This window comes from Sulfitobacter sp. W074 (assembly GCF_025142275.1).
GTDB lineage: Bacteria > Pseudomonadota > Alphaproteobacteria > Rhodobacterales > Rhodobacteraceae > Sulfitobacter > Sulfitobacter profundi.
Window position 1 is genome coordinate 31,418 of the sequence record NZ_CP081132.1, and the last position, 17,975, is coordinate 49,392.

Below are 17,975 nucleotides of genomic sequence, written 5' to 3' on the forward strand. Positions count from 1 at the left end.
CCATGACCAATGCAATGCCTTTCCCCGGCACCGGGCTAGACGCCTTTTTCAAGGCCCGCGGCATCGCCATCGTCGGCGCCTCTGGTGACATCAACAAGATCGGCGGTCGTCCGGTCCACCTGCTGCGCAAGTACGGCTATGCCGAGCCGATCTACCCGGTAAACCCCAAGGGTGGAGAGATTCAGGGGCTCTCGGTCTATACCTCGGTCCTGGATTTGCCGACTACGCCGGACATGGCCGTGCTGGCGGTGCCCGCCGCCGCCACCGCCGCCGCGCTGCGTGACTGCGTGGCGCGCGGCGTGAAAGCCGTGATCGTACTGTCTTCTGGATTTGCAGAGGCCGGTGAAGAAGGTGCCGCGCTTCAACAGAAGCTGGTCGAAATCGCACGCGCGGGCGGCGTGCGATTGATGGGGCCGAACTGCCTGGGCACCATCAGCGTCATTGATGGGGCCATCGGTTCATTCTCGATCGTGCTGGAAGAGAACATGCCCGCCAAGGGCAATGTCGGCATCGTGTCGCAGTCGGGTAATATCGGCAGTTATCTGGTGCAGAAGGTCACGCAACGCCAGCTAGGCGTTAGCCGCTTCATCGCCACCGGTAACGAAGCCGACGTTGACGTGGCCGACGGAATTGCCGCCCTAGCCGAGGATGAGCACACCCGCGTCATCCTGTGCTGCATGGAGACTTGCCGTAGCGCCGCCCGTCTGATCGACGCCTTGGCCGTTGCCCGGGCAAAGGGCAAGCCGGTGATCGTGCTGAAGATCGGCGCCACCGAAAGAGGCCAAGCCGCCGCCGCCTCACACACTGGGGCACTGGCCGGGTCGGACGCGGTGATCGACGCGGTCTTCCGCCGTCACGGCGCACTGCGTGTGCACAGCATTGAAGACCTTCTCGACGTCGGCCACGCCACCTCGCAGTTGATGCCAGGCCGTCTGCCCGCCGGGAATCGTCTGACCCTGGTGGCGGCCTCTGGGGGCTTCGGCATCATGATGGCCGATGCTGCTTCCAGGATCGGCTTCACCCTGCCCGAGCTGAGCGAAAGCACCAAGGCGATGATCCGTGACACCGTGCCAACCGCGGGCACTGAGAACCCGGTCGATGCCTCGGCCCAGATGTCGAGCCGCCCAGACATCCTGTTCAAGATGCTTTCAGCGCTGATGGAAGAGGCGAATACCGATGCCACGCTGCTGTTCCTGTCGCTGTCGCTGAACAATGCCCGGCTGCGCAAGATCTACGTCGAGGCCTTGACCAAGATCCGCGCCAGCTATCCCGAACGGCTGCTGGTCATCGCCGCCGCTGGCCCCGCCGATGCGGTGGCCGAGATCCGCATGCTGGGCATTCCCGTCTTCCCCAGCATCGACAGCGCGATGAGCGGCATGGACGGTCTCGTTCGCCTGCACGGACAGTGCAGCGCGCCCCACACTGCCGCCGCGCCGATCGCTGCCGAACCGCTGGACCCTGCGGCCTTCCGCAACGAGTACAACGCTAAGCAGGCCCTATTGTGCTCTGGTGTCGAGGTCCTGCCCGAAACGGTGGTCACCTCGGCTGAGGAAGCCGCCGAAAAGGCCCAAGCATTCGGCTTCCCGGTCGTACTGAAGATCGTTTCAGCCGACATTCCGCACAAGACCGAGATCGGTGGCGTGATGCTGAACCTTGCGCATGCCGACGCCGTACGGGCCGCCTATGCCGAGATCATGGCCGCCGCCGCCGAAAAGGCGCCGGCAGCGACGATCGACGGTGTGCTGGTGACGCCGATGGCCGGCAAGGGTGTCGAGCTTATCATGGGCATTTCTCGCGATCCGGTTTTTGGCCCGGTGGCGATGGTCGGGATCGGCGGCATCTACGCCGAGGTCTTGCAGGACGTCCAGGTGCAGACCGCCCCGCTGAGCGAGAACGAAGCCCTAGCGATGATCCGTTCGCTGCGCATGTTCCCCGTTCTGGACGGCGCGCGCGGGATGCCGCTGGCCGATGTTCAGGCCGCCGCCAAAACCCTAGCGCGCCTGTCCGAATTCGCCATCCGCCACGCCGATAAGGTCGCGGAAGTCGACCTGAACCCGGTGCTGGTTCGTGAACAGGGACAAGGCGTCGTCGCGCTCGACGCTCTGCTGATCCCCGTTTCGCCCTCTGCCTGACCTGATTGGGGACGCCAATGCCTTTCGATACCGACGTGACCATTCCGAACCCGGCCAAGGGCCGCGACACCTACCGCAGCCACGCCCGCGCCTGGCTGCAAGCCAACCTGCCCTCGCACATGCGAGCCGACAGCCTGGAATATCGGACGCCCACCCTGCAGGAATGTACTGCCTGGGAACAGGCAATGTACAAGGCCGGGCTGGCCGGGATGACCTGGCCTACCGAATACGGCGGCTACGGGCTTTCACTGCGTGAACACCTGGCGGTCAACAAGGAAATCGGCTCCCTGCTGATGCCCGAAAGTGTCGGATCCGTCGGCAAGGAGCTGGCCGGCCCCATCATCATGGCCGTCAGCACCGAAGAGCAGAAAGCCATTTTCCTGCCGCGCATCCTGGCGATGCAGGACTACTGGTGCCAGGGTTTTTCGGAACCCGATGCCGGCTCTGACCTGGCGCGGCTGCGCACCAAGGCCGAGCAGACCGGCGAGGGCTGGCGCATTAATGGCCAGAAGATCTGGACCTCGGGCGCGGCTAAAGCGACCTATTGCCTACTGCTGGCACGCACCGGCACAGTGGCTGATCGCCACAAGGGCTTGGTGATGTTCGCCGTGCCCATGGACACCCCCGGCATCACCGTGCGTCCGATCAAGTCGATCGACGGCAAGGAAAGCTTTGCCGAGGTCTTCTTCAAGGATGTCGAGGTGGCCGACAGTTCCCGCCTGGGTGCCCCCGACGAAGGCTGGAGCGCGGCCATCCGCGTGCTGTCGATCGAACGCGCCACCAACCGCATGTATCGCCCCTGGCGTTTCGAGGCCGAACTGCGCGGCCTGATCCGAGCCTGCAAGTTGGATCCGACTTTGGCCGCGAAGCTGGCGGAACCCGGCGTTCAGACCCGTATCGGCGAGATCCTGGGTCAAATCGACGGCCTGAAGGGCATGATCGAGGCCTCGGTCGAGCATCTGGAAACCGGCGCACTCATCGGGGCCCGCGGGTCGCTGTCGAAATTCTACTGGTCCGAATGCCATCAGGCCTTTGCCAGCTTTGCCTACGAACTTCTGGCCCAAGTGGGACCGCAGTCCCGCCCGCTGGCACGCCGCGCCAAGGCGCAGTTCACCACCGGTTACCTCTTCGCACGCGCAGAAACCATCTATGCCGGCGTCTCCGAGGTGCAGCTGGACATCATCGCGCAACGCATCCTGAACCTGCCGAAGGATCTTTAACATGAGCACGGAACTTGAAGGCCTGCGCCCTGAAGATTTCACCGACGCCGCCACCGCCGCCATCGCCGATGCCACCGGCCGCGACCTGACGGCCGCCGCGGCGGTCTTCGCCGAATCCGGCCTGCTGGGCATCTGCGGTACCGAGGACGACGGTGGTCTTGGCCTCGGGCTGAACTTCGCCCTGTCGATCTCCGCAATCGCCGGCAAGGAAACCTTCTTCGACTTCCCGCTGGTAGAGCAGATTCTGCTGGCGCAGGCATTTGCCGGCAGCGCGCAGGCCGAGGCCCTAATCAACGGTGACACCCTTGGCACCATCGCCTGGCAGGGGGATCTGCAAAGCAGTCAAGCAAGCGCCGCACGCTTTGCGCCCGGTGTGGATGTCGTCCTGGTAACCACCGCCGATGGCGCCGCCCTGCTGTCGCGCCGTTCGCTTGCCATGACCGAGGACCCCGCGCTGGACCCGGAACGCCCGCAAAGCTGGTTGGCCCTGTACGGGGCAGAGATCGTGGCTACGATGGATGCCGCTGGCTTCGCCGCCCTGCGGCGCGACGCGGCGCTGCTTTACGGCGCCTATGTCACCGGCCTGGCCGAAAATGCGCTGGAGACCACCGCCACCTATCTGTCGACCCGCAGCCAGTTCGGCCGCCCGCTCAGTGCCAAGCAATCCGTGCGTCACAGCCTGGCACGGCTTAAGCTTCTGGTCGAGAAGAACAAGGCCAGCCTGGCGCGCGGGCTGATGCCTGACGAATTCGGCGTGCCCCGAGACGTCGAGGCCACCTTCATGATCGGCCTGGCCGACGCGATCTTCGTTCTCGAGAAATCCATCCACCTGCATGGTGCCATGGGTTTCACCTGGGAGCTTCCGCTACATTTCTCGCTGCGCGAAATCCGCAAGATCGCCATCGCCTTCCCCGTTGCCACGGGTCAGCAGGGCGTCGGACAAACCTTCATTGATGCGGCCTGAGGAGAGACTGATGCAACAGGACATGCTGGGCCTGGTGGCCCTTATCACCGGAGCGGGCAACGGCATCGGCCGCGAGACGGCCCGCCAGATGGCCGGCCGCGGCGCAATCGTCGGGGTCAACGACCTGAAAGAGGAATTTGTCGAGGCCGCCGTGGCCGAGATCCGTGAGGCCGGCGGCCAAGCCTTCGGCGTAGTGGCCAACGTCTCGACCCAGGAAGGGATAGCGGGCGCCGTCCAGCAGGCGCTGGATCATGGCGGCCGGTTCGACATCCTGGTCAACAATGCCGCCTGGGTCCGCTATCAGGCGGTGCCGGACATCACGCCAGAAACCATGGACCGGATGCTGAACGTCGCCTTCAAGGGCGTGGTCTGGGGCATCCAGGCGGCGGCGGCGGCCATGGATCCCGAACGCGGGGGCGCCATTGTCAATGTCGCTTCCACCGCGGCGCTGCGCTCGACCAAGAGCTCGATCGTCTATTCCGGCATCAAGTCCGGCATACTGGGCATCACCCGTGCCGCCGCGGCAGAGCTGGGCGCGCGCAACATCCGCGTCAACGCCCTGTGCCCCTCTGCCGTGCCAACCGAGGGGACACAGCGCAACCGCAATGCCGAACGCGACGCCAAACGCATCGCCAGCACCCCGCTGGGTCGTCTGGGTACCGTGACCGACATCGCCCGCGGCATCTGCTTCTTGGCCAGTAATGAAGCCGGTTTCGTCACGGCGCAGTCTCTGGTAATCGATGGCGGCGTGACCGTCACCAACATCTAAGACCTACGAGGGAGGAGGAGACGTTGCGCACAGTCCTGATCACCGGAGCGGCGGCTGGCATCGGCTTTGCTGCGGCCCGGCTTTTCGCGGCCGATGGTTGGCGCTGCCTGCTGATCGATCGTGACGAAAGAAGGCTTGACGCGGCCCTGCGCAGCTTGCCCCTTGGCGCCGCTGCCCAAGCGGATCATCTGGGCCTGTGCGCCGACCTCATCGCCGCGCCCCTACACCTAGAGTTGCCCCGGGACACAGGCGAGATCACCGCGATCATCAATAACGCCGGCATGTCCGACAGCAGCAACAGCCCCCTGGTGGACAAGCCCGCCGAGACCCTTCAGCCGCTGCTGTCTCTCAACTTGGTGGCGCCGCTTCGGCTGGTCTCCCTGCTCGGCACGCGTCTGGCCCCGGGGGCGCGGGTGGTCAATGTCTCTTCGGGGGCCGGGCTGCGTGCGATCCCCTTCCGGGGCGCTTACAGCGCCAGCAAGGCAGGCCTGATCGCTGCCTCTCGCGCGCTGTCGCGGCAGCGTCCCGACCTCTGTGTCAGCGTACTGTGCCCCGGCTTCGTACGCACCGAACTGGTGTCCGATCTGATCAAGGCCGGCCGAATCGATCCGGTGCAGGCAGTTGCAAAGATCCCCTTGGGGCGCATGGCGAGCCCCGAGGAACTGGGGGCGGCGCTGCTATTTCTGGCCAGTGAGGACGCATGGCCGATGGATGGTGCGGTGCTGAGCGTCGATGGCGGATCGTCAATCTATGGCGGGTCATTCCCCTTTGCGCCATGCTCTTGCGCGCCTGTCGCACAGGACAGCGCCACTGCCCTGACCCTGCGCAGCCATATCCCCCTGCCAGCTCTGGCCGGCCTGTCGGATGCCTGCGCCGGGGGGTACCCGGCCGTGATCGACGCCACGCCCCTGGGCTCCGGCCCCGAGGATCTGTTGCCCAGCATCCAGACCGCCGCAACCGCCTTCGCGGCGACGCATCCTCAGCAGGCCAGCCTGACGCTGCTGCTGCCGGTGTTGACCGAAGAGGACCCCGCGATCCAAGGCCTGACCGAGGCCGCGCGGATGCTGGTGCGCAGCCTGGCCTGCGAGCTGGGGACGCGAGCGCTGCGCGTGAACGCCGTCGAGCTGACTTCGTCAAGGCGGCTTGAGCCGCTCTGCCCCCTGCTGCGCTACATCGCCGGCACCAGGGCTCAATTCATGACCGGAGAGGTTTTCACCCCCAAAGCGGAGCAGACCTGCATAAGTGACGCCTTCACTCCCGAACAGTTGGTAATCAAGAACTACTTCATCGCCGAGCGTGGCTACTGGCGCCCCTGGACCGAAGCGATCCTCCGGACCAACCCGGAATTCCTGAGCCGCTATGCCGCCTATGCCGGTCATCCGGCACGAACCGGCCCACTGTCGAAGCGGATGATCGAACTGATTTACCTCGCCCTCGATTCCTCGGCCACGCATCTCTACAGCAACGGAGTTCGCACGCACCTTTGCCTGGCCTTCGAGGCCGGAGCAACCGTGCCCGATGTGCTGGACGTGCTTCGCATCGTGACCGAACAGGGGCTGGATGCGGTCTACGACGGCGCCCAGATCCTTGCCGAAGAAGCTGGAATTGACCTGTCCGGCAACCTGCCGTCCGAGCTCAGGGCCCGGATCGAACGCGCGCTGCCCGACGACATCGCCGGCATCAAGGCCCTCGCCCGGATGGACCCCGAGTACCTCGATCAAGTGCTTGCGTTCGTGGACAGTAACGACAGCCTTGACGGCCTCGGCCCCGCAGAGCAGAGCTTGATCGAGATCGCGCTGAGCGCCTGTTTCACAGGCTTCAATCCCGGGGCGCTGCGCCGTAAGATCCGCTTCGCCCTCGAAGCGGGCGTCAATCACGGCGAAATACTCCAGGCCATCCAGCTTGGAGGACACCTGTCGGTTCACGGCACGGCGCTCGGAGGGATGCTGCTTAAGGAGTTTCTCGACAGCAGCGCAACTCAAGCATCAGGGAGGAAATGAAATGTACCTACGGATAAGAGAACGACTGCCCGATGTGGTCGCTGCAATTTTGACACTGTTGATCGGAGTCTTCGCGCTCGCGGAAAGCTCCTCGTATGACATGGGGGCACTTTCGAATATGGGCCCGGGCTACTTCCCTCGCATGATGGCCATCGCCATGCTACTTCTGGGGGCCGCGCTGCTGGTCGCAGCGCTGAAGATCGGACCGACCTCCTTCCCGGCCACAGGCGCTTCGGTCTGGTCGATGGCGATGATCTGCGCCGCGCTGATCGCCTTCGCGCTTCTAATCGAACGACTGGGCCTGATCCCGGCAATCTTCACGATGGTCTTCCTGTCGACCTTCGCATCGCAGGACCGCAACCTGGTACGGGCGTTGGTGCTCTCGGCGGCAACCTCGCTCTTCTGCGCCTTGCTGTTCGTCTACATCCTCGGACTTTCGATGAAAGTGATCGTGCTATGACCGGCTCCCTTCTCGAGAACCTGACCCTCGGCTTTGCTGTCGCGCTGTCCTTTCACGGCATCCTCTACTGCGGTTTCGGCGTACTGCTTGGCACCGTCGTCGGCGTTCTGCCCGGCCTGGGCAGCATGGCCACCCTGGCCATGCTGATGCCGATCACCTACCATATCGACCCCAGCTACGCCGTCATCATGCTGGCAGGGATCTACTATGGTGCCGCTTATGGCGGCTCGACCGCGTCGATCCTGCTAAACATGCCGGGCACGGTGACCAGTGTCGTCACCGGCTTCGATGGCTACCCGATGTCGCAGAACGGAAAGGCCGGGGTAGCGCTGTTCATGACGGCCATCGCGTCCTTTGTCGGCAGCATGATCGGCGCGGTCATGCTGGCGGTACTGACCGTTCCGCTGGCCGGTGTCGCCATGCAGTTCGGCCCCCAGGAATACTTTATGCTGATGACCTTCGCCCTAGTCGCGGCCTCCCTGCTTTCCAGCAGACAGCCGATCAAGTCGCTCATCACCGTTGTCTTCGGCATCCTGCTCGGCATCGTCGGGCTCGACCTCAACAGTGGCGCTGCCCGTTTCACCTTCAACACGCCCGAGCTTTTCGACGGCCTGCCGCTCGTGGCCCTTGCCCTGGGTCTGTTCGGCCTGCCCGAGATCATCGCCACCTCGGGCGGAGGGCCGGACACCAAGATGGCCGCGCAGCACGTCTCGCTGCGTTCAATGCTGCCCAGCCGTGAAGAATGGAAACGCAGCATCCTGCCCATGCTGCGTGGCACCGGCATAGGCGCCTTCTTCGGCGCCCTGCCCGGGACTGGCGGCACCATCGCCACCTTCATGTCCTACACGCTGGAAAAACGCGTCAGCCGTCATCCCGAACGCTTCGGCAAAGGCGCCATCGAAGGGGTCGCAGCGCCCGAATCGGCAAATAACGCCGCTATCCAGACCGCTTTCATCCCGACCATGAGCCTGGGCATCCCCGGTGATGCCGTCATGGCGATGATCCTGGGCGTGCTAATCGTGCACGGTGTCATCCCCGGGCCGCTGCTGATTACGGATCAACCTCAGCTGTTCTGGGGCATGGTGGCCTCTTTCGTGATCGGCAACATTCTTCTGGTGGTGCTGAACATCCCCCTAGTCGGCCTGTGGGTGCGCCTGCTGCGGGTGCCCTACCCGGTGCTGTTCCCGATCATGCTGGCCCTCCTCTCGGTCGGTATCTACTCGATCCGCAATTCAGTCACCGACATCTACATGCTGGTGCTCTTCGGCGGGCTCGGCATCGGCCTGCGCCTGCTGCGCTTCGACGGCTCGACCCTGCTGCTCGGATTCGTCCTGGGCCCGATGATCGAAGAGAACTTCCGCCGCTCGATGGTGGTGTCTATGGGCGACTATACGACCTTCCTCGAGCGCCCGATCTCGGCCGTCTTTGGCTTGTTCACGCTGGCGTTCCTGCTGATCTTCGGGGTGAAGAGCCTTGCAAAACTGCTCCGTACGACCAACCGCGGCGGCGTGGCAAACATTTCCCCATCCACCTATGAAGGAAACGTAAAATGAAGATCCTTGTCCCAATCAAACGGGTGATCGACTACAACGTGAAGGTGCGCGTGAAGTCGGATGGGAGTGGCGTCGACCTTGCGAATGTGAAGATGTCGATGAACCCGTTCGACGAGATCGCCGTTGAAGAGGCGATCCGGCTAAAGGAAGCCGGCGTGGCCACCGAGGTGGTCGCCGTGTCAATCGGCGTCAAGCAGGCGCAGGAAACCCTGCGCACAGCCCTCGCGATGGGGGCCGACCGCGCCATTCTGGTCGTGGCCACCGATGAAGTTCACGACGACATCGAACCGCTGGCGGTGGCCAAAATCCTGAAAGCCCTTATCGCCGAGGAAAACCCCGGTCTCGTGATCGCTGGCAAACAGGCTATCGACAACGACATGAACGCCACCGGCCAGATGTTGTCGGCCCTGCTGGGCTGGTCTCAGGCGGCGTTCGCGTCGCATCTGGACATTCAGGGCGATCACGCCCTGGTCACACGCGAAGTGGACGGCGGTCTACAGACAATCAAGGTGAAACTGCCCACAATCGTGACCACCGACCTGCGCCTGAACGAACCGCGCTATGCGTCGTTGCCAAACATCATGCAGGCCAAGAAAAAGCAGCTCGATGAAAAGACCGCCGCCGAATACGGCGTCGATCTCACCCCGCGCCTGACGGTGATCAAGACCACGGAACCGGCAGCGCGCGCGGCAGGCATCAAGGTGGGCTCGGTCGAAGAGCTTGTGACGAAACTCAAGGAAGTGAGGGCTGTATAATGGCTGTTCTTCTGATTGGTGAAGTAACCAGCGGCACGCTGGCGCTGGACGCCACTGGCAAGGCGGTGACCGCGGCTAAGCAACTGGGCGATGTGACCGTGCTCTGCATCGGCGCCTCGGCCAAGGGAGCAGCTGATGAGGCGGCCAAGATCGACGGCGTCTCCAAGGTGCTGGTCGTTGAAGACGCGCTTTACGGTCATCGTCTGGCCGAACCCGTAGCCGCGCTGATCGCCAGCATGGCATCGGGCTATTCCCACATCCTGGCCCCCTCGACGACGGATGCGAAAAACATCATGCCGCGCGTGGCGGCCCTCCTGGATGTGATGATCCTGTCCGACGTGGTCGGCGTGGTTGACGCAGATACCTTCGAGCGTCCGATTTATGCAGGCAACGCTATCCAGACTGTCAAGTCCACGGACAGCGTCAGGGTGATGACGATCCGCACTTCGACCTTTGATATGGCTGGCACGGGTGGTTCAGCCTTGGTCGAGGTTGTGGCGACCCGCGACAATCCTGGCCTGTCCGAATGGATTGAAGACAAGGTGGCCGCATCTAACCGCCCCGAACTGACTAGCGCAGGCGTGGTCGTGTCGGGAGGGCGCGGCGTCGGTTCGGAAGCCGACTTCGCCCTGATCGAGAAGCTGGCCGACAAGCTGGGCGCCGCCGTCGGTGCATCCCGCGCCGCCGTCGACTCGGGCTATGCCCCCAACGACTGGCAGGTCGGCCAGACCGGCAAGGTCGTGGCACCTGATCTTTATGTCGCCGTGGGCATCTCGGGCGCGATCCAGCATCTCGCCGGCATGAAGGACAGCAAGATCATCGTCGCCATCAACAAGGACGAAGAAGCTCCGATCTTCAAAATTGCCGATTACGGCTTGGTTGGAGACCTATTCAACATTGTCCCGGAACTGACGGGGAAACTTTGATCTCGATGACAACGCATCCCGGCCAAATCGGAGTTCGGACATGACCAACTGGCTTGGCCTTTCGGGCCGCACCTGCATTGTAACCGGCGCCCGCGGTGGCCTTGGTCTCGCAATCACCGAAGCTTTCCTCGAGGTGGGCGCACGCGTCCTGATGCTGGACCTGCCCGGCGAGGGTCCTGCGCCGGGCGTACCCCAAACCCTGGCCCGTTTCGACGATGACGTAGCTTTTGCCCCTGTGAATGTCGGCGATTGCGCTTCCGTGGTAGAGGCATTTGCCAATTGCCAGACTCTTTTAGGCGCCCCGGCCGTGCTCGTGAACAACGCGGCTTTGTCAGGCCCTGCCCCACTGTCCGATCTTGACCTGGAGGTTTGGCAGACACAGATGAACGTCAATGTCGGCGGCTATCTACGCTGCGCGCAGGCTTTCCGGTTGGCGCGAGACAGCGCAGAGCCTGGCGCCATCATCAACATTGCCTCGATTGCGGGCCGGAATGCCCAGCCCAATTCTGGCGGCTACGCTATGGGCAAGGCTGCAATTCTGATGTTGAATCAGCAGTTGGCTGTGGAATGGGGCCCCGAGGGTATCCGCAGCAACAGCGTCAGCCCGGGGCTGTTCCGCACCCCACTGACGGAACGGTTCTACGAAGACCCCCAAGATCTTCGACACCGCGAAGAAGTCGTGCCGATGCGACGGATCGGAAAAGGCCAAGAACTGGCCGAGGCAGTGGTCTATCTGGCCAGCCAGCGCGCCTCCTATGTCAACGGGGCCGAGCTGATCGTCGATGGCGGCTTCTCCCAGACCCTGATGGGGCATATACCGCGCTCTTATCAGAAGGGTTGAGTTTCCCCACTAAGTAAAGAAAAGGGGTCGCGTGCGACCCCTTTTCTTTACCTCTGACCTGGCGTTTGTCGCTCCAGGCTAGCCGGAGCGACAAAGGGATTATTCAAGCACGATACCCCGCTCTTCGATTACGCCGCCCCATTTTTCCCGATCGATGTGCAGCTGCTCGCTCAGGACCTCGATTTCACCACCGATGGCGAACTGGCCGATCTTACTCAGCATTTCTTGTGTTTCCGGCTTTGAGATGATCTCGGCTAGGGCGCTGTTGATCTCAGCGACCAGCGTGACATCCATCGCAGTGGGAGCGAAGATGCCGGTCCAAAAGGACGCGGTCAGCTCTGGGTACCCCAGTTCTGCGAAAGTCGGAACCTCAGGCAGCTGCTCCATCCGCTCGGGAAGGGCAACGCCCAGCATCTTCATTTCGCCAGCCTGAATCTGGCCGATCACGCCGAAGGGCGAGGATACGGTAAAATCGACCTGGCCGCCCAGAATGTCCTTCACCTCTTCCGCGGTGGTTTTGTAGCTTACCTCGATCAAGTCCAGGTCGAAGACATTGCTGAGCAGCGCGCCATAGAGCTGGCTGAGGCTGCCGGGGCCGAAGGTGCCGAACCGCAGCGGCTTAGACTTGCCCTGGGCAACGAAATCTTCCAGCGTTTCAAGACCGGAGGAGACCGGCACGGTCACAGCCATCGGGCCGCTGGCGACCAGCGATACCGGCTGGAAGTCTTCGAGGCTGAACGGCAGGTTCTTGCGCAGCATGGTGTTTAGCGAAATTGGGCCCGTTCCGCCGACTAGAAGGGTGTTCTGTGGCGCACGGGTTCGCGCCACGAACTGCGCGGCGATGATGCCGTTGGCACCCGGCTTGTTCTCCACCAAGAAAGTGCGGTCAGTAATTTTGGACAGACCATCGGCCAGATAACGGGTCAGGCCATCAGTCGGCCCCCCCGCCGAATAGGGCAACACGAGTGTGATCGGATCGCTTTCCTTAGCGATCACGGAAGTGCCGAGTAGGGTTGACATAAGAATGGCGCCCAACAGGACGCGACGAAAAATCTGCATGGTTTCCTCCCATTCATAACAGAGCATCATTGTGATCTAAAACGGCGAGATGATATACCTTCTGGAACGCAGGACTGTTCCGCAACCGACGCGGGAGCTCTTGTGCCAAGTTCCTTGACTTGCCTGCGAAAGGCAAACTGGCAAGCCGATGAAATCCTTGGGCTGTCCAATCCCGATAGAGATGGTCCGGATCAAGTACCTCAACAACATTGTTGCGCATTATTAATAAGCAGATCCTCCAATGCGGGTTCGTGCATTAACTTTCTTGACGCCGACAATCCGCCTACAGGAGAATAAGCATGAAGATCTTAATTTCAGTCGACTTCGAAGTTATCGCAGGAATTAGTGAACCGCTGCAGGCCAGCGCGGAAACATTGAATATGAAGCCGCTCGTCCCCTCATGACACGAGAGGCCAATGCAGCAATCTCTGGTGCTTTTGATGGCGGTGCGACAGCGGTCACTGTGGCCGACTCGCACGGGCCGATGCGCAATGATCGCCGATGAACTTGACCCACGGGCCGAGCTTGTATCCGAAAAACCGCGTCCGATTTCCACGATCCAAGGCCTCACAGAAGACTAAAGCGGCGTCGTTCTTATTGGATATCACGGCGCGGCAGGAGAGTATGGCGTGCTCGCCCATACGATCTCCGGTTTGGCCTTTGCCGAAATCAAGATGAACGGTGAGATCGTGGGCGAGCCGACCCTCTTTGCCGGCTACGCCACCGAGATTGGGGTCCTCTTGCTTGCCGCCAGCGGCGACGACCACTTGTGCAAGGAGGTCGCCCATCAATTTCCCCATGCACGTCAGATTATAACTAAGACGTCGCTCGGCGCAGGCGCTAGCAAAACCTCTCATCACCGCATTCAAGACGCCGTTAAACAGGCTGTGCAAGCGGCCGGGAACACGGAGGTTTCAAGTCCTTGCACACCACCACTGACGGTAGAGATTCGAATGATGCGCCAAATTTTTGCCGATGCAGCCGCGCTGCTTCCACAGGTCAAGCGGCTCTCGGCAAACCACATTCAATTCACTCCCGCGGACCATGCCGAGGCCATCGGCATGCTTTCCGCGCTCACTCTTATGGCTTCGGCATTATAAAGAGATCGGGGTAGTCCCGGCATTTCCGGTCGACATCATGGCACCGTGCTCGTGCCTATTGTAGTCTTCGTCGCAGGTCCTCCCCGCGCGCATGGCTCAGCGCAGGAATTTCTTGGAACCCATTTCACTGCCGTCCCGTTCACAAGTCGGACGCCTATGGCGGCAAGCCACAGCGTTTGGAGGACATCAAGACCGATTACCGCGGCCATATTTCGGAACTGCTGGCCAAGGTTGTGAACCCAGGCAAACTGGATGAGCTGGTCACCGCAGATGACCGCGAGGTCCTGTTGGAAAGCCTGTATTCCTTCGGGGTCCTGAATGAGAAGGATGAATACGTCAAGAGCCTGGAGAACAGCTACTACCGTGGCTATGCCAAACAGCCCGGCGGCGGTGTCGGCGCGGCACCAGAGGCGTCTGACCTGCTTAACCCGCAGGAAGTCTTGCAGTCACGCCTGTGGGAATATCTTGCCACGCATGAGACCGTCGACCACCACGCCCCCATGTTCCAGCCCGTCGGCGGGATGGACGGCATCGCCAAAGGGTTTGAGCGTGAGGTGGGAGATCTTATCACCTATAACGCCAAGGTCGTCTCACTTCAGCAAGACGAGAATGGCGTGACGGTGCCATGGGAAGACAGCGCCGGCGGCGGTCAAAAGACCAGTAAGGCGGACTACTGCGTTTGCACCATCCCCTTCTCCATCCTCGGTCAGATTGACCATAATCTTTCGGGCGGTTTAGCGAATGCGATCAGTTCCATGTACTACAATGGATCGACCAAATGGGGTCTCGAATTTAAGCGCCTCTTCTGGGAGGAAGACGAGGATATCTATGGCGGGATCAGCTATACTGATCTAGCCATCGGGCAAATCAGCTACCCCTCCACCGGCTATTTCTCAGACGGCCCAGGAACGCTTCTGGGCGGTTACACATGGCGCGGAGAGAACTCCTACAAGTTCAACGCGATGCAGCCTGATGAGCGGCTGGAATGGGCCCTGCGCCAAGGTGCCAGGATCCACCCGCAATACCGCGATGAGTTCAAAACCGTCGTGAGTGTTGTCTGGCACAAGGTGCCGTAGGTGCTGGGCTGCTCTGGCGTCTGGGAAAATTGCGACGATTACGACGAAGCGATCAAGATCGACAATCGCGTGGTGTGTGCGGGCGAGCATCTTTCCTATCTACCAGCCAGGCAAGAAGGGGCGATCCCCTCCTCCCTCGATGCGATTTCGCGTCTCCATGACAAAGTAATCAACGGGTGAAGCCATGCGACAGACTTTTATCACAGCCGCGATCGTAGGTATGCTCGGCACGTTGCCGCTCTATGCCCCAGATGGTGAAGTAGACACGCGCACTGCGCAATAACGGAAACGGCCGAGACGTCATCAGAGGTCGAAGCACGGGCCGAAAAGCGCGAGATCACCGCCATTTCAGATGGGGGTGAATGGGTTGAGGAATATGTCAGCGAGGATGGCGAGGAATTGTATCAGTCGCTCTGCTCTGGCTGTCATATTGCCGATGGGTCAGGCGCAGTTGGGGCCGGGAAATACCCTGCGCTCAGCGGGAACCCGAACCTCGAATTCGCCGATTACGCGACCTACATCATCATCAACGGTCAGGCAGCCATGCCCAGCTTCGGCCATTTCCTTGATGATAAGCAGGTGCTCGCCATTACCGAATATCTGAAAACCAACCTTGGCAATGACTATGAGGCAGATGGCACGCTTGATGCCGTGGCCGATGCCCGTCCCGCCGAACCAGTAGACCAGAATACGGAGGAACACGAATGATCCGCAAATTTATCGCCCCCTCGCCGCGGCCAGCGTACTGACGGCCACCGCAGCATTCGCTCAAAGCTCAGAAGTTATCCGCCATGGATTGCGGGATTCCGACTTCCCGATCTTGCAAGCGGTAGAGGTGCCAGCGGATGCCACTTTGGTTTATCTCAGCGGCACCTTGCCTGTGGTCGCTGATGAAACGGCAGAGAAAGGCTCGCCCGAATATTTCGGAGATACGGCAACCCAAACTGTCAGGGTTCTGGCTTCGATTGAGAAGAAACTTGCCGGGATTGACCTCGATATGGGGGATGTCATCAAAATGCAGGCCTATCTCGTCACTCCCGACGGCAGCGAGGGGATGGACTTTGAAGGTTTTTATGGAAGGCTATACCCAATATTTTGGCACTGAGGAGCAGCCCGAATTGCTAACCCCGCGGGATTGGCGAACCCGGCTTGGCTGGTTGAAATCGAAGTTGTGGCGGTCCGCTCCGGCTCACAAGCCCGCGCAGCAGGCAATCACCTGAATCTCGAAGCGGTGGCTCGAAGGAGCCACTGCTTTTTTCGTTTAGCCTTCGGTGCGATACCAATCGGCAACGTTCCACAGGTCACTGTCCCAAGCGTTCAGCTTTACGCCACCAAGCGTGTTGCCCTGTGCCGCCACTGCTGCGCGGTTGATCAGCGGCAACATGGATTTGCTTTCAGTCGTGATGATGTCGTTCAAACGTTTGACCAGACGCGCCCGGTCTTCGATCTTGCTGGTACGAGAAAGCTCATCCAGCAGCGAGTCGTATTCCTCGTCGCAAAAGCGGTTGATGTTCTCGCCCTGCCACTGGGTCGAAGGCTTAGGCTCATTCCCGCAACGGCGCTGCGCAAGATAGGCTTGCGGGTCGGTGCCGTCATAGAGATTCGCATACATCTCAACATCGGCATAGAACTTGGGGAATGTGTCGGGGCTGCCGGGATCGCCGCCAAAAAAGACCGACGCGTCGATGTTGCGCAACTCAACCTCGATACCGATCTGGTTCCACCAGTCCTTGATTAGCGCTTGAAAGTCTTGCCGCACGGCATTGGTCGAGGTCTGAAACAGGATCGACAGGTGCATCCCGTCCTTCTCGCGCACGCCGTCACCGTCTTCATCCCGCCAGCCCGCTTCTCCCAAAAGCGCTTTCGCCCCCTCCAAATCTTGTGTCATGCATTCGGTATTGTCAGAGCTATAGATTGGCGGCGCGGGGACCAGATTGCAGGTTGGCCGACCTGCCTGACCGTAGCCGATTTCGTTGAGCAAGTCGCGGTCGATTGCCATGCTCATGGCTTGCCGAACGCGCAGGTCTGTCAGGAAAGGATGCGGCTCTTCAACCGTCGCGCGGGTTTCCGGCGGCAGGTCCGGGGAGGGGTTCGTCATATTGATCTCAATCCGCTCCACCAACGGTCCGAACTCAAAAATCGGCTTTCCGGTACCGCCTTCGGCGATCTTCGCCAGCACGTCGGGCGCCATCAGCAGATCCCAAGCGTAGTCAAACTCGCCCGTCTCCATCACCGCCCGCGCGGCTGAGACGGAATCCCCACCGCCTTTGAAGTTGAGCTTGGCAAAGGCAGGTTTGCTCGGATCGCGGTAATTGTCGTTCGCCACAAGCTGGATAGAATCGTTGGGGCGGAAGTCCGTCACTACAAAGGGGCCGCTGCCAATCGGGTTAAAGTTCTCCTTCGTGCAGCCGGGGGCCCGCGCACCGGTGCATTCTGCGAACTGGGCCGCCTGAAGGATGGGCGAGGCCGCGCCCACGAAAGGCAGATAAGGGTATGGTTTCGGCTCGTCGAAATGGATCGTCACGGTGCGGTCATCAATGACTTCGACTTCTTTCACGTCATTGAACTTTGATAGTTGTGCGCAACCGCCTTCGGGGTTCATGCAGTAATCTGCCGTAAACTTCACATCCTCGGCTGTGAGCGGCGTGCCGTCGGACCAAGTCACCCCCTCCTTCAGTTTCCAAGTGATGGTCTTGAGGTTTTCAGTCATGCCACCGTTTTCGACCGTGGGAATTTCGACCGCCAGTTTCGGGACCAGCTCGCCTTTCTCATCGGCGTTGGCCAAAGGCTCCAACACCATGCTGGAGGCATCACGCTCTTTCACACCGCCCGAAAGATAGGGGTTAAGGATCGAGGGCGCCTGCCAGTAGATGATATTAAGTTGCTCATCGCGACCACGCTCGCCATCCTGCGCGATGGCCATCGTTGACAGCAAGGTCAGGGAGGTGGCTCCGAGTAAATGGGCTGATAATCGCATGATGTGCTTCCGATCCTGATAGAATGTCTGACGCAAATATTTGCTTAACTAGTCAAACATATTAAAATTGGAATGCAATGGCTGCGCGGGCGAAACGGACCAGAATGAGAGCGCGGCGCTTTGGACATATCGCCGCAGCGTCG

General features: G+C 61.2%; 18 protein-coding genes. 16 read left to right on the plus strand and 2 right to left on the minus strand.

Annotation, left to right across the window (positions count from 1 at the left end; translation table 11 throughout):
- Positions 1–2 precede the first annotated feature (2 nt).
- Genes K3762_RS18360 through K3762_RS18405 form a run of 10 tightly spaced genes read left to right on the plus strand, consistent with a single transcriptional unit; the run spans position 3 to position 11,620 of the window.
- On the plus strand, positions 3–2,132 hold the full coding sequence (locus K3762_RS18360; RefSeq protein ID WP_260013196.1) for an acetate--CoA ligase family protein: 2,130 nt from the start codon (positions 3–5) through the stop codon (positions 2,130–2,132).
- Between the two features lie 17 nt (positions 2,133–2,149).
- Complete coding sequence (locus K3762_RS18365) at positions 2,150–3,352, plus strand: acyl-CoA dehydrogenase family protein (protein ID WP_260013198.1); 1,203 nt, start codon at positions 2,150–2,152, stop codon at positions 3,350–3,352.
- 1 nt (position 3,353) lies between these two features.
- A complete protein-coding gene (locus tag K3762_RS18370; protein WP_260013200.1) occupies positions 3,354–4,316 on the plus strand; it encodes an acyl-CoA dehydrogenase family protein in 963 nt (320 codons plus the stop codon).
- Positions 4,317–4,326: 10 nt separating this feature from the next.
- Entirely contained in the window at positions 4,327–5,085 is a 759-nt protein-coding gene (locus K3762_RS18375) for an SDR family NAD(P)-dependent oxidoreductase (protein WP_260013202.1), read from the plus strand.
- Positions 5,086–5,108: 23 nt separating this feature from the next.
- The gene (locus K3762_RS18380; protein WP_260013205.1) at positions 5,109–7,085 is read left to right on the plus strand and encodes an SDR family oxidoreductase; all 1,977 of its coding nucleotides are present in this window, start codon (positions 5,109–5,111) and stop codon (positions 7,083–7,085) included.
- 1 nt (position 7,086) lies between these two features.
- Positions 7,087–7,545, plus strand: coding sequence for a tripartite tricarboxylate transporter TctB family protein (locus K3762_RS18385; protein ID WP_260013207.1), 459 nt, complete (start codon positions 7,087–7,089; stop codon positions 7,543–7,545).
- The gene (locus K3762_RS18390) at positions 7,542–9,098 is read left to right on the plus strand and encodes a tripartite tricarboxylate transporter permease (protein ID WP_260013210.1); all 1,557 of its coding nucleotides are present in this window, start codon (positions 7,542–7,544) and stop codon (positions 9,096–9,098) included. The genes K3762_RS18385 and K3762_RS18390 overlap by 4 nt, the downstream gene beginning before the upstream one ends.
- Complete coding sequence (locus K3762_RS18395) at positions 9,095–9,853, plus strand: electron transfer flavoprotein subunit beta/FixA family protein (protein ID WP_260013212.1); 759 nt, start codon at positions 9,095–9,097, stop codon at positions 9,851–9,853. Before K3762_RS18390 ends, K3762_RS18395 begins: the two co-directional genes overlap by 4 nt.
- The gene (locus K3762_RS18400; protein WP_260013214.1) at positions 9,853–10,779 is read left to right on the plus strand and encodes an electron transfer flavoprotein subunit alpha/FixB family protein; all 927 of its coding nucleotides are present in this window, start codon (positions 9,853–9,855) and stop codon (positions 10,777–10,779) included. The genes K3762_RS18395 and K3762_RS18400 overlap by 1 nt, the downstream gene beginning before the upstream one ends.
- Before the next feature lie 40 nt (positions 10,780–10,819).
- A complete protein-coding gene (locus K3762_RS18405; RefSeq protein WP_260013216.1) occupies positions 10,820–11,620 on the plus strand; it encodes an SDR family NAD(P)-dependent oxidoreductase in 801 nt (266 codons plus the stop codon).
- Between the two features lie 99 nt (positions 11,621–11,719).
- Here the strand turns inward: K3762_RS18405 and K3762_RS18410 are convergent, their stop codons facing one another.
- Complete coding sequence (locus tag K3762_RS18410; protein ID WP_260013219.1) at positions 11,720–12,709, minus strand: tripartite tricarboxylate transporter substrate binding protein; 990 nt, start codon at positions 12,707–12,709, stop codon at positions 11,720–11,722.
- A gap of 370 nt (positions 12,710–13,079) precedes the next feature.
- Here K3762_RS18410 and K3762_RS18415 point away from each other — a divergent pair, with 370 nt between their 5' ends.
- From K3762_RS18415 to K3762_RS18440, 6 genes are all read left to right on the plus strand, one after another.
- Complete coding sequence (locus K3762_RS18415; protein WP_260013221.1) at positions 13,080–13,184, plus strand: M55 family metallopeptidase; 105 nt, start codon at positions 13,080–13,082, stop codon at positions 13,182–13,184.
- A gap of 91 nt (positions 13,185–13,275) precedes the next feature.
- On the plus strand, positions 13,276–13,779 hold the full coding sequence (locus tag K3762_RS18420) for a M55 family metallopeptidase (protein ID WP_260013354.1): 504 nt from the start codon (positions 13,276–13,278) through the stop codon (positions 13,777–13,779).
- Positions 13,780–13,955: 176 nt separating this feature from the next.
- The gene (locus K3762_RS18425) at positions 13,956–14,855 is read left to right on the plus strand and encodes an FAD-dependent oxidoreductase (protein WP_260013224.1); all 900 of its coding nucleotides are present in this window, start codon (positions 13,956–13,958) and stop codon (positions 14,853–14,855) included.
- The gene (locus K3762_RS18430) at positions 14,856–15,035 is read left to right on the plus strand and encodes a hypothetical protein (RefSeq protein WP_260013226.1); all 180 of its coding nucleotides are present in this window, start codon (positions 14,856–14,858) and stop codon (positions 15,033–15,035) included.
- A gap of 165 nt (positions 15,036–15,200) precedes the next feature.
- Entirely contained in the window at positions 15,201–15,563 is a 363-nt protein-coding gene (locus K3762_RS18435) for a cytochrome c (protein ID WP_260013356.1), read from the plus strand.
- An 88-nt stretch (positions 15,564–15,651) separates the two neighbouring features.
- Complete coding sequence (locus K3762_RS18440; RefSeq protein WP_311198998.1) at positions 15,652–15,960, plus strand: hypothetical protein; 309 nt, start codon at positions 15,652–15,654, stop codon at positions 15,958–15,960.
- Positions 15,961–16,116: 156 nt separating this feature from the next.
- Here K3762_RS18440 and K3762_RS18445 read toward each other — a convergent pair whose 3' ends face one another.
- Positions 16,117–17,832, minus strand: coding sequence for a peptide ABC transporter substrate-binding protein (locus K3762_RS18445; protein ID WP_260013229.1), 1,716 nt, complete (start codon positions 17,830–17,832; stop codon positions 16,117–16,119).
- Between the last annotated feature and the right edge of the window lie 143 nt (positions 17,833–17,975).

What these genes read in the sequence shown, in the direction of transcription:
- K3762_RS18415 (WP_260013221.1), top strand. Translation starts at nt 13,080, where the DNA reads ATGACACGAGAGGCCAATGCAGCAATCTCTGGTGCTTTTGATGGCGGT.
- K3762_RS18360 (WP_260013196.1), top strand. Translation starts at nt 3, where the DNA reads ATGACCAATGCAATGCCTTTCCCCGGCACCGGGCTAGACGCCTTTTTC.
- K3762_RS18395 (WP_260013212.1), top strand. Translation starts at nt 9,095, where the DNA reads ATGAAGATCCTTGTCCCAATCAAACGGGTGATCGACTACAACGTGAAG.
- K3762_RS18390 (WP_260013210.1), top strand. Translation starts at nt 7,542, where the DNA reads ATGACCGGCTCCCTTCTCGAGAACCTGACCCTCGGCTTTGCTGTCGCG.
- K3762_RS18400 (WP_260013214.1), top strand. Translation starts at nt 9,853, where the DNA reads ATGGCTGTTCTTCTGATTGGTGAAGTAACCAGCGGCACGCTGGCGCTG.
- K3762_RS18375 (WP_260013202.1), top strand. Translation starts at nt 4,327, where the DNA reads ATGCAACAGGACATGCTGGGCCTGGTGGCCCTTATCACCGGAGCGGGC.
- K3762_RS18445 (WP_260013229.1), bottom strand. Translation starts at nt 17,832, where the DNA reads ATGCGATTATCAGCCCATTTACTCGGAGCCACCTCCCTGACCTTGCTG.
- K3762_RS18405 (WP_260013216.1), top strand. Translation starts at nt 10,820, where the DNA reads ATGACCAACTGGCTTGGCCTTTCGGGCCGCACCTGCATTGTAACCGGC.
- K3762_RS18410 (WP_260013219.1), bottom strand. Translation starts at nt 12,709, where the DNA reads ATGATGCTCTGTTATGAATGGGAGGAAACCATGCAGATTTTTCGTCGC.
- K3762_RS18385 (WP_260013207.1), top strand. Translation starts at nt 7,087, where the DNA reads ATGTACCTACGGATAAGAGAACGACTGCCCGATGTGGTCGCTGCAATT.
- K3762_RS18365 (WP_260013198.1), top strand. Translation starts at nt 2,150, where the DNA reads ATGCCTTTCGATACCGACGTGACCATTCCGAACCCGGCCAAGGGCCGC.
- K3762_RS18370 (WP_260013200.1), top strand. Translation starts at nt 3,354, where the DNA reads ATGAGCACGGAACTTGAAGGCCTGCGCCCTGAAGATTTCACCGACGCC.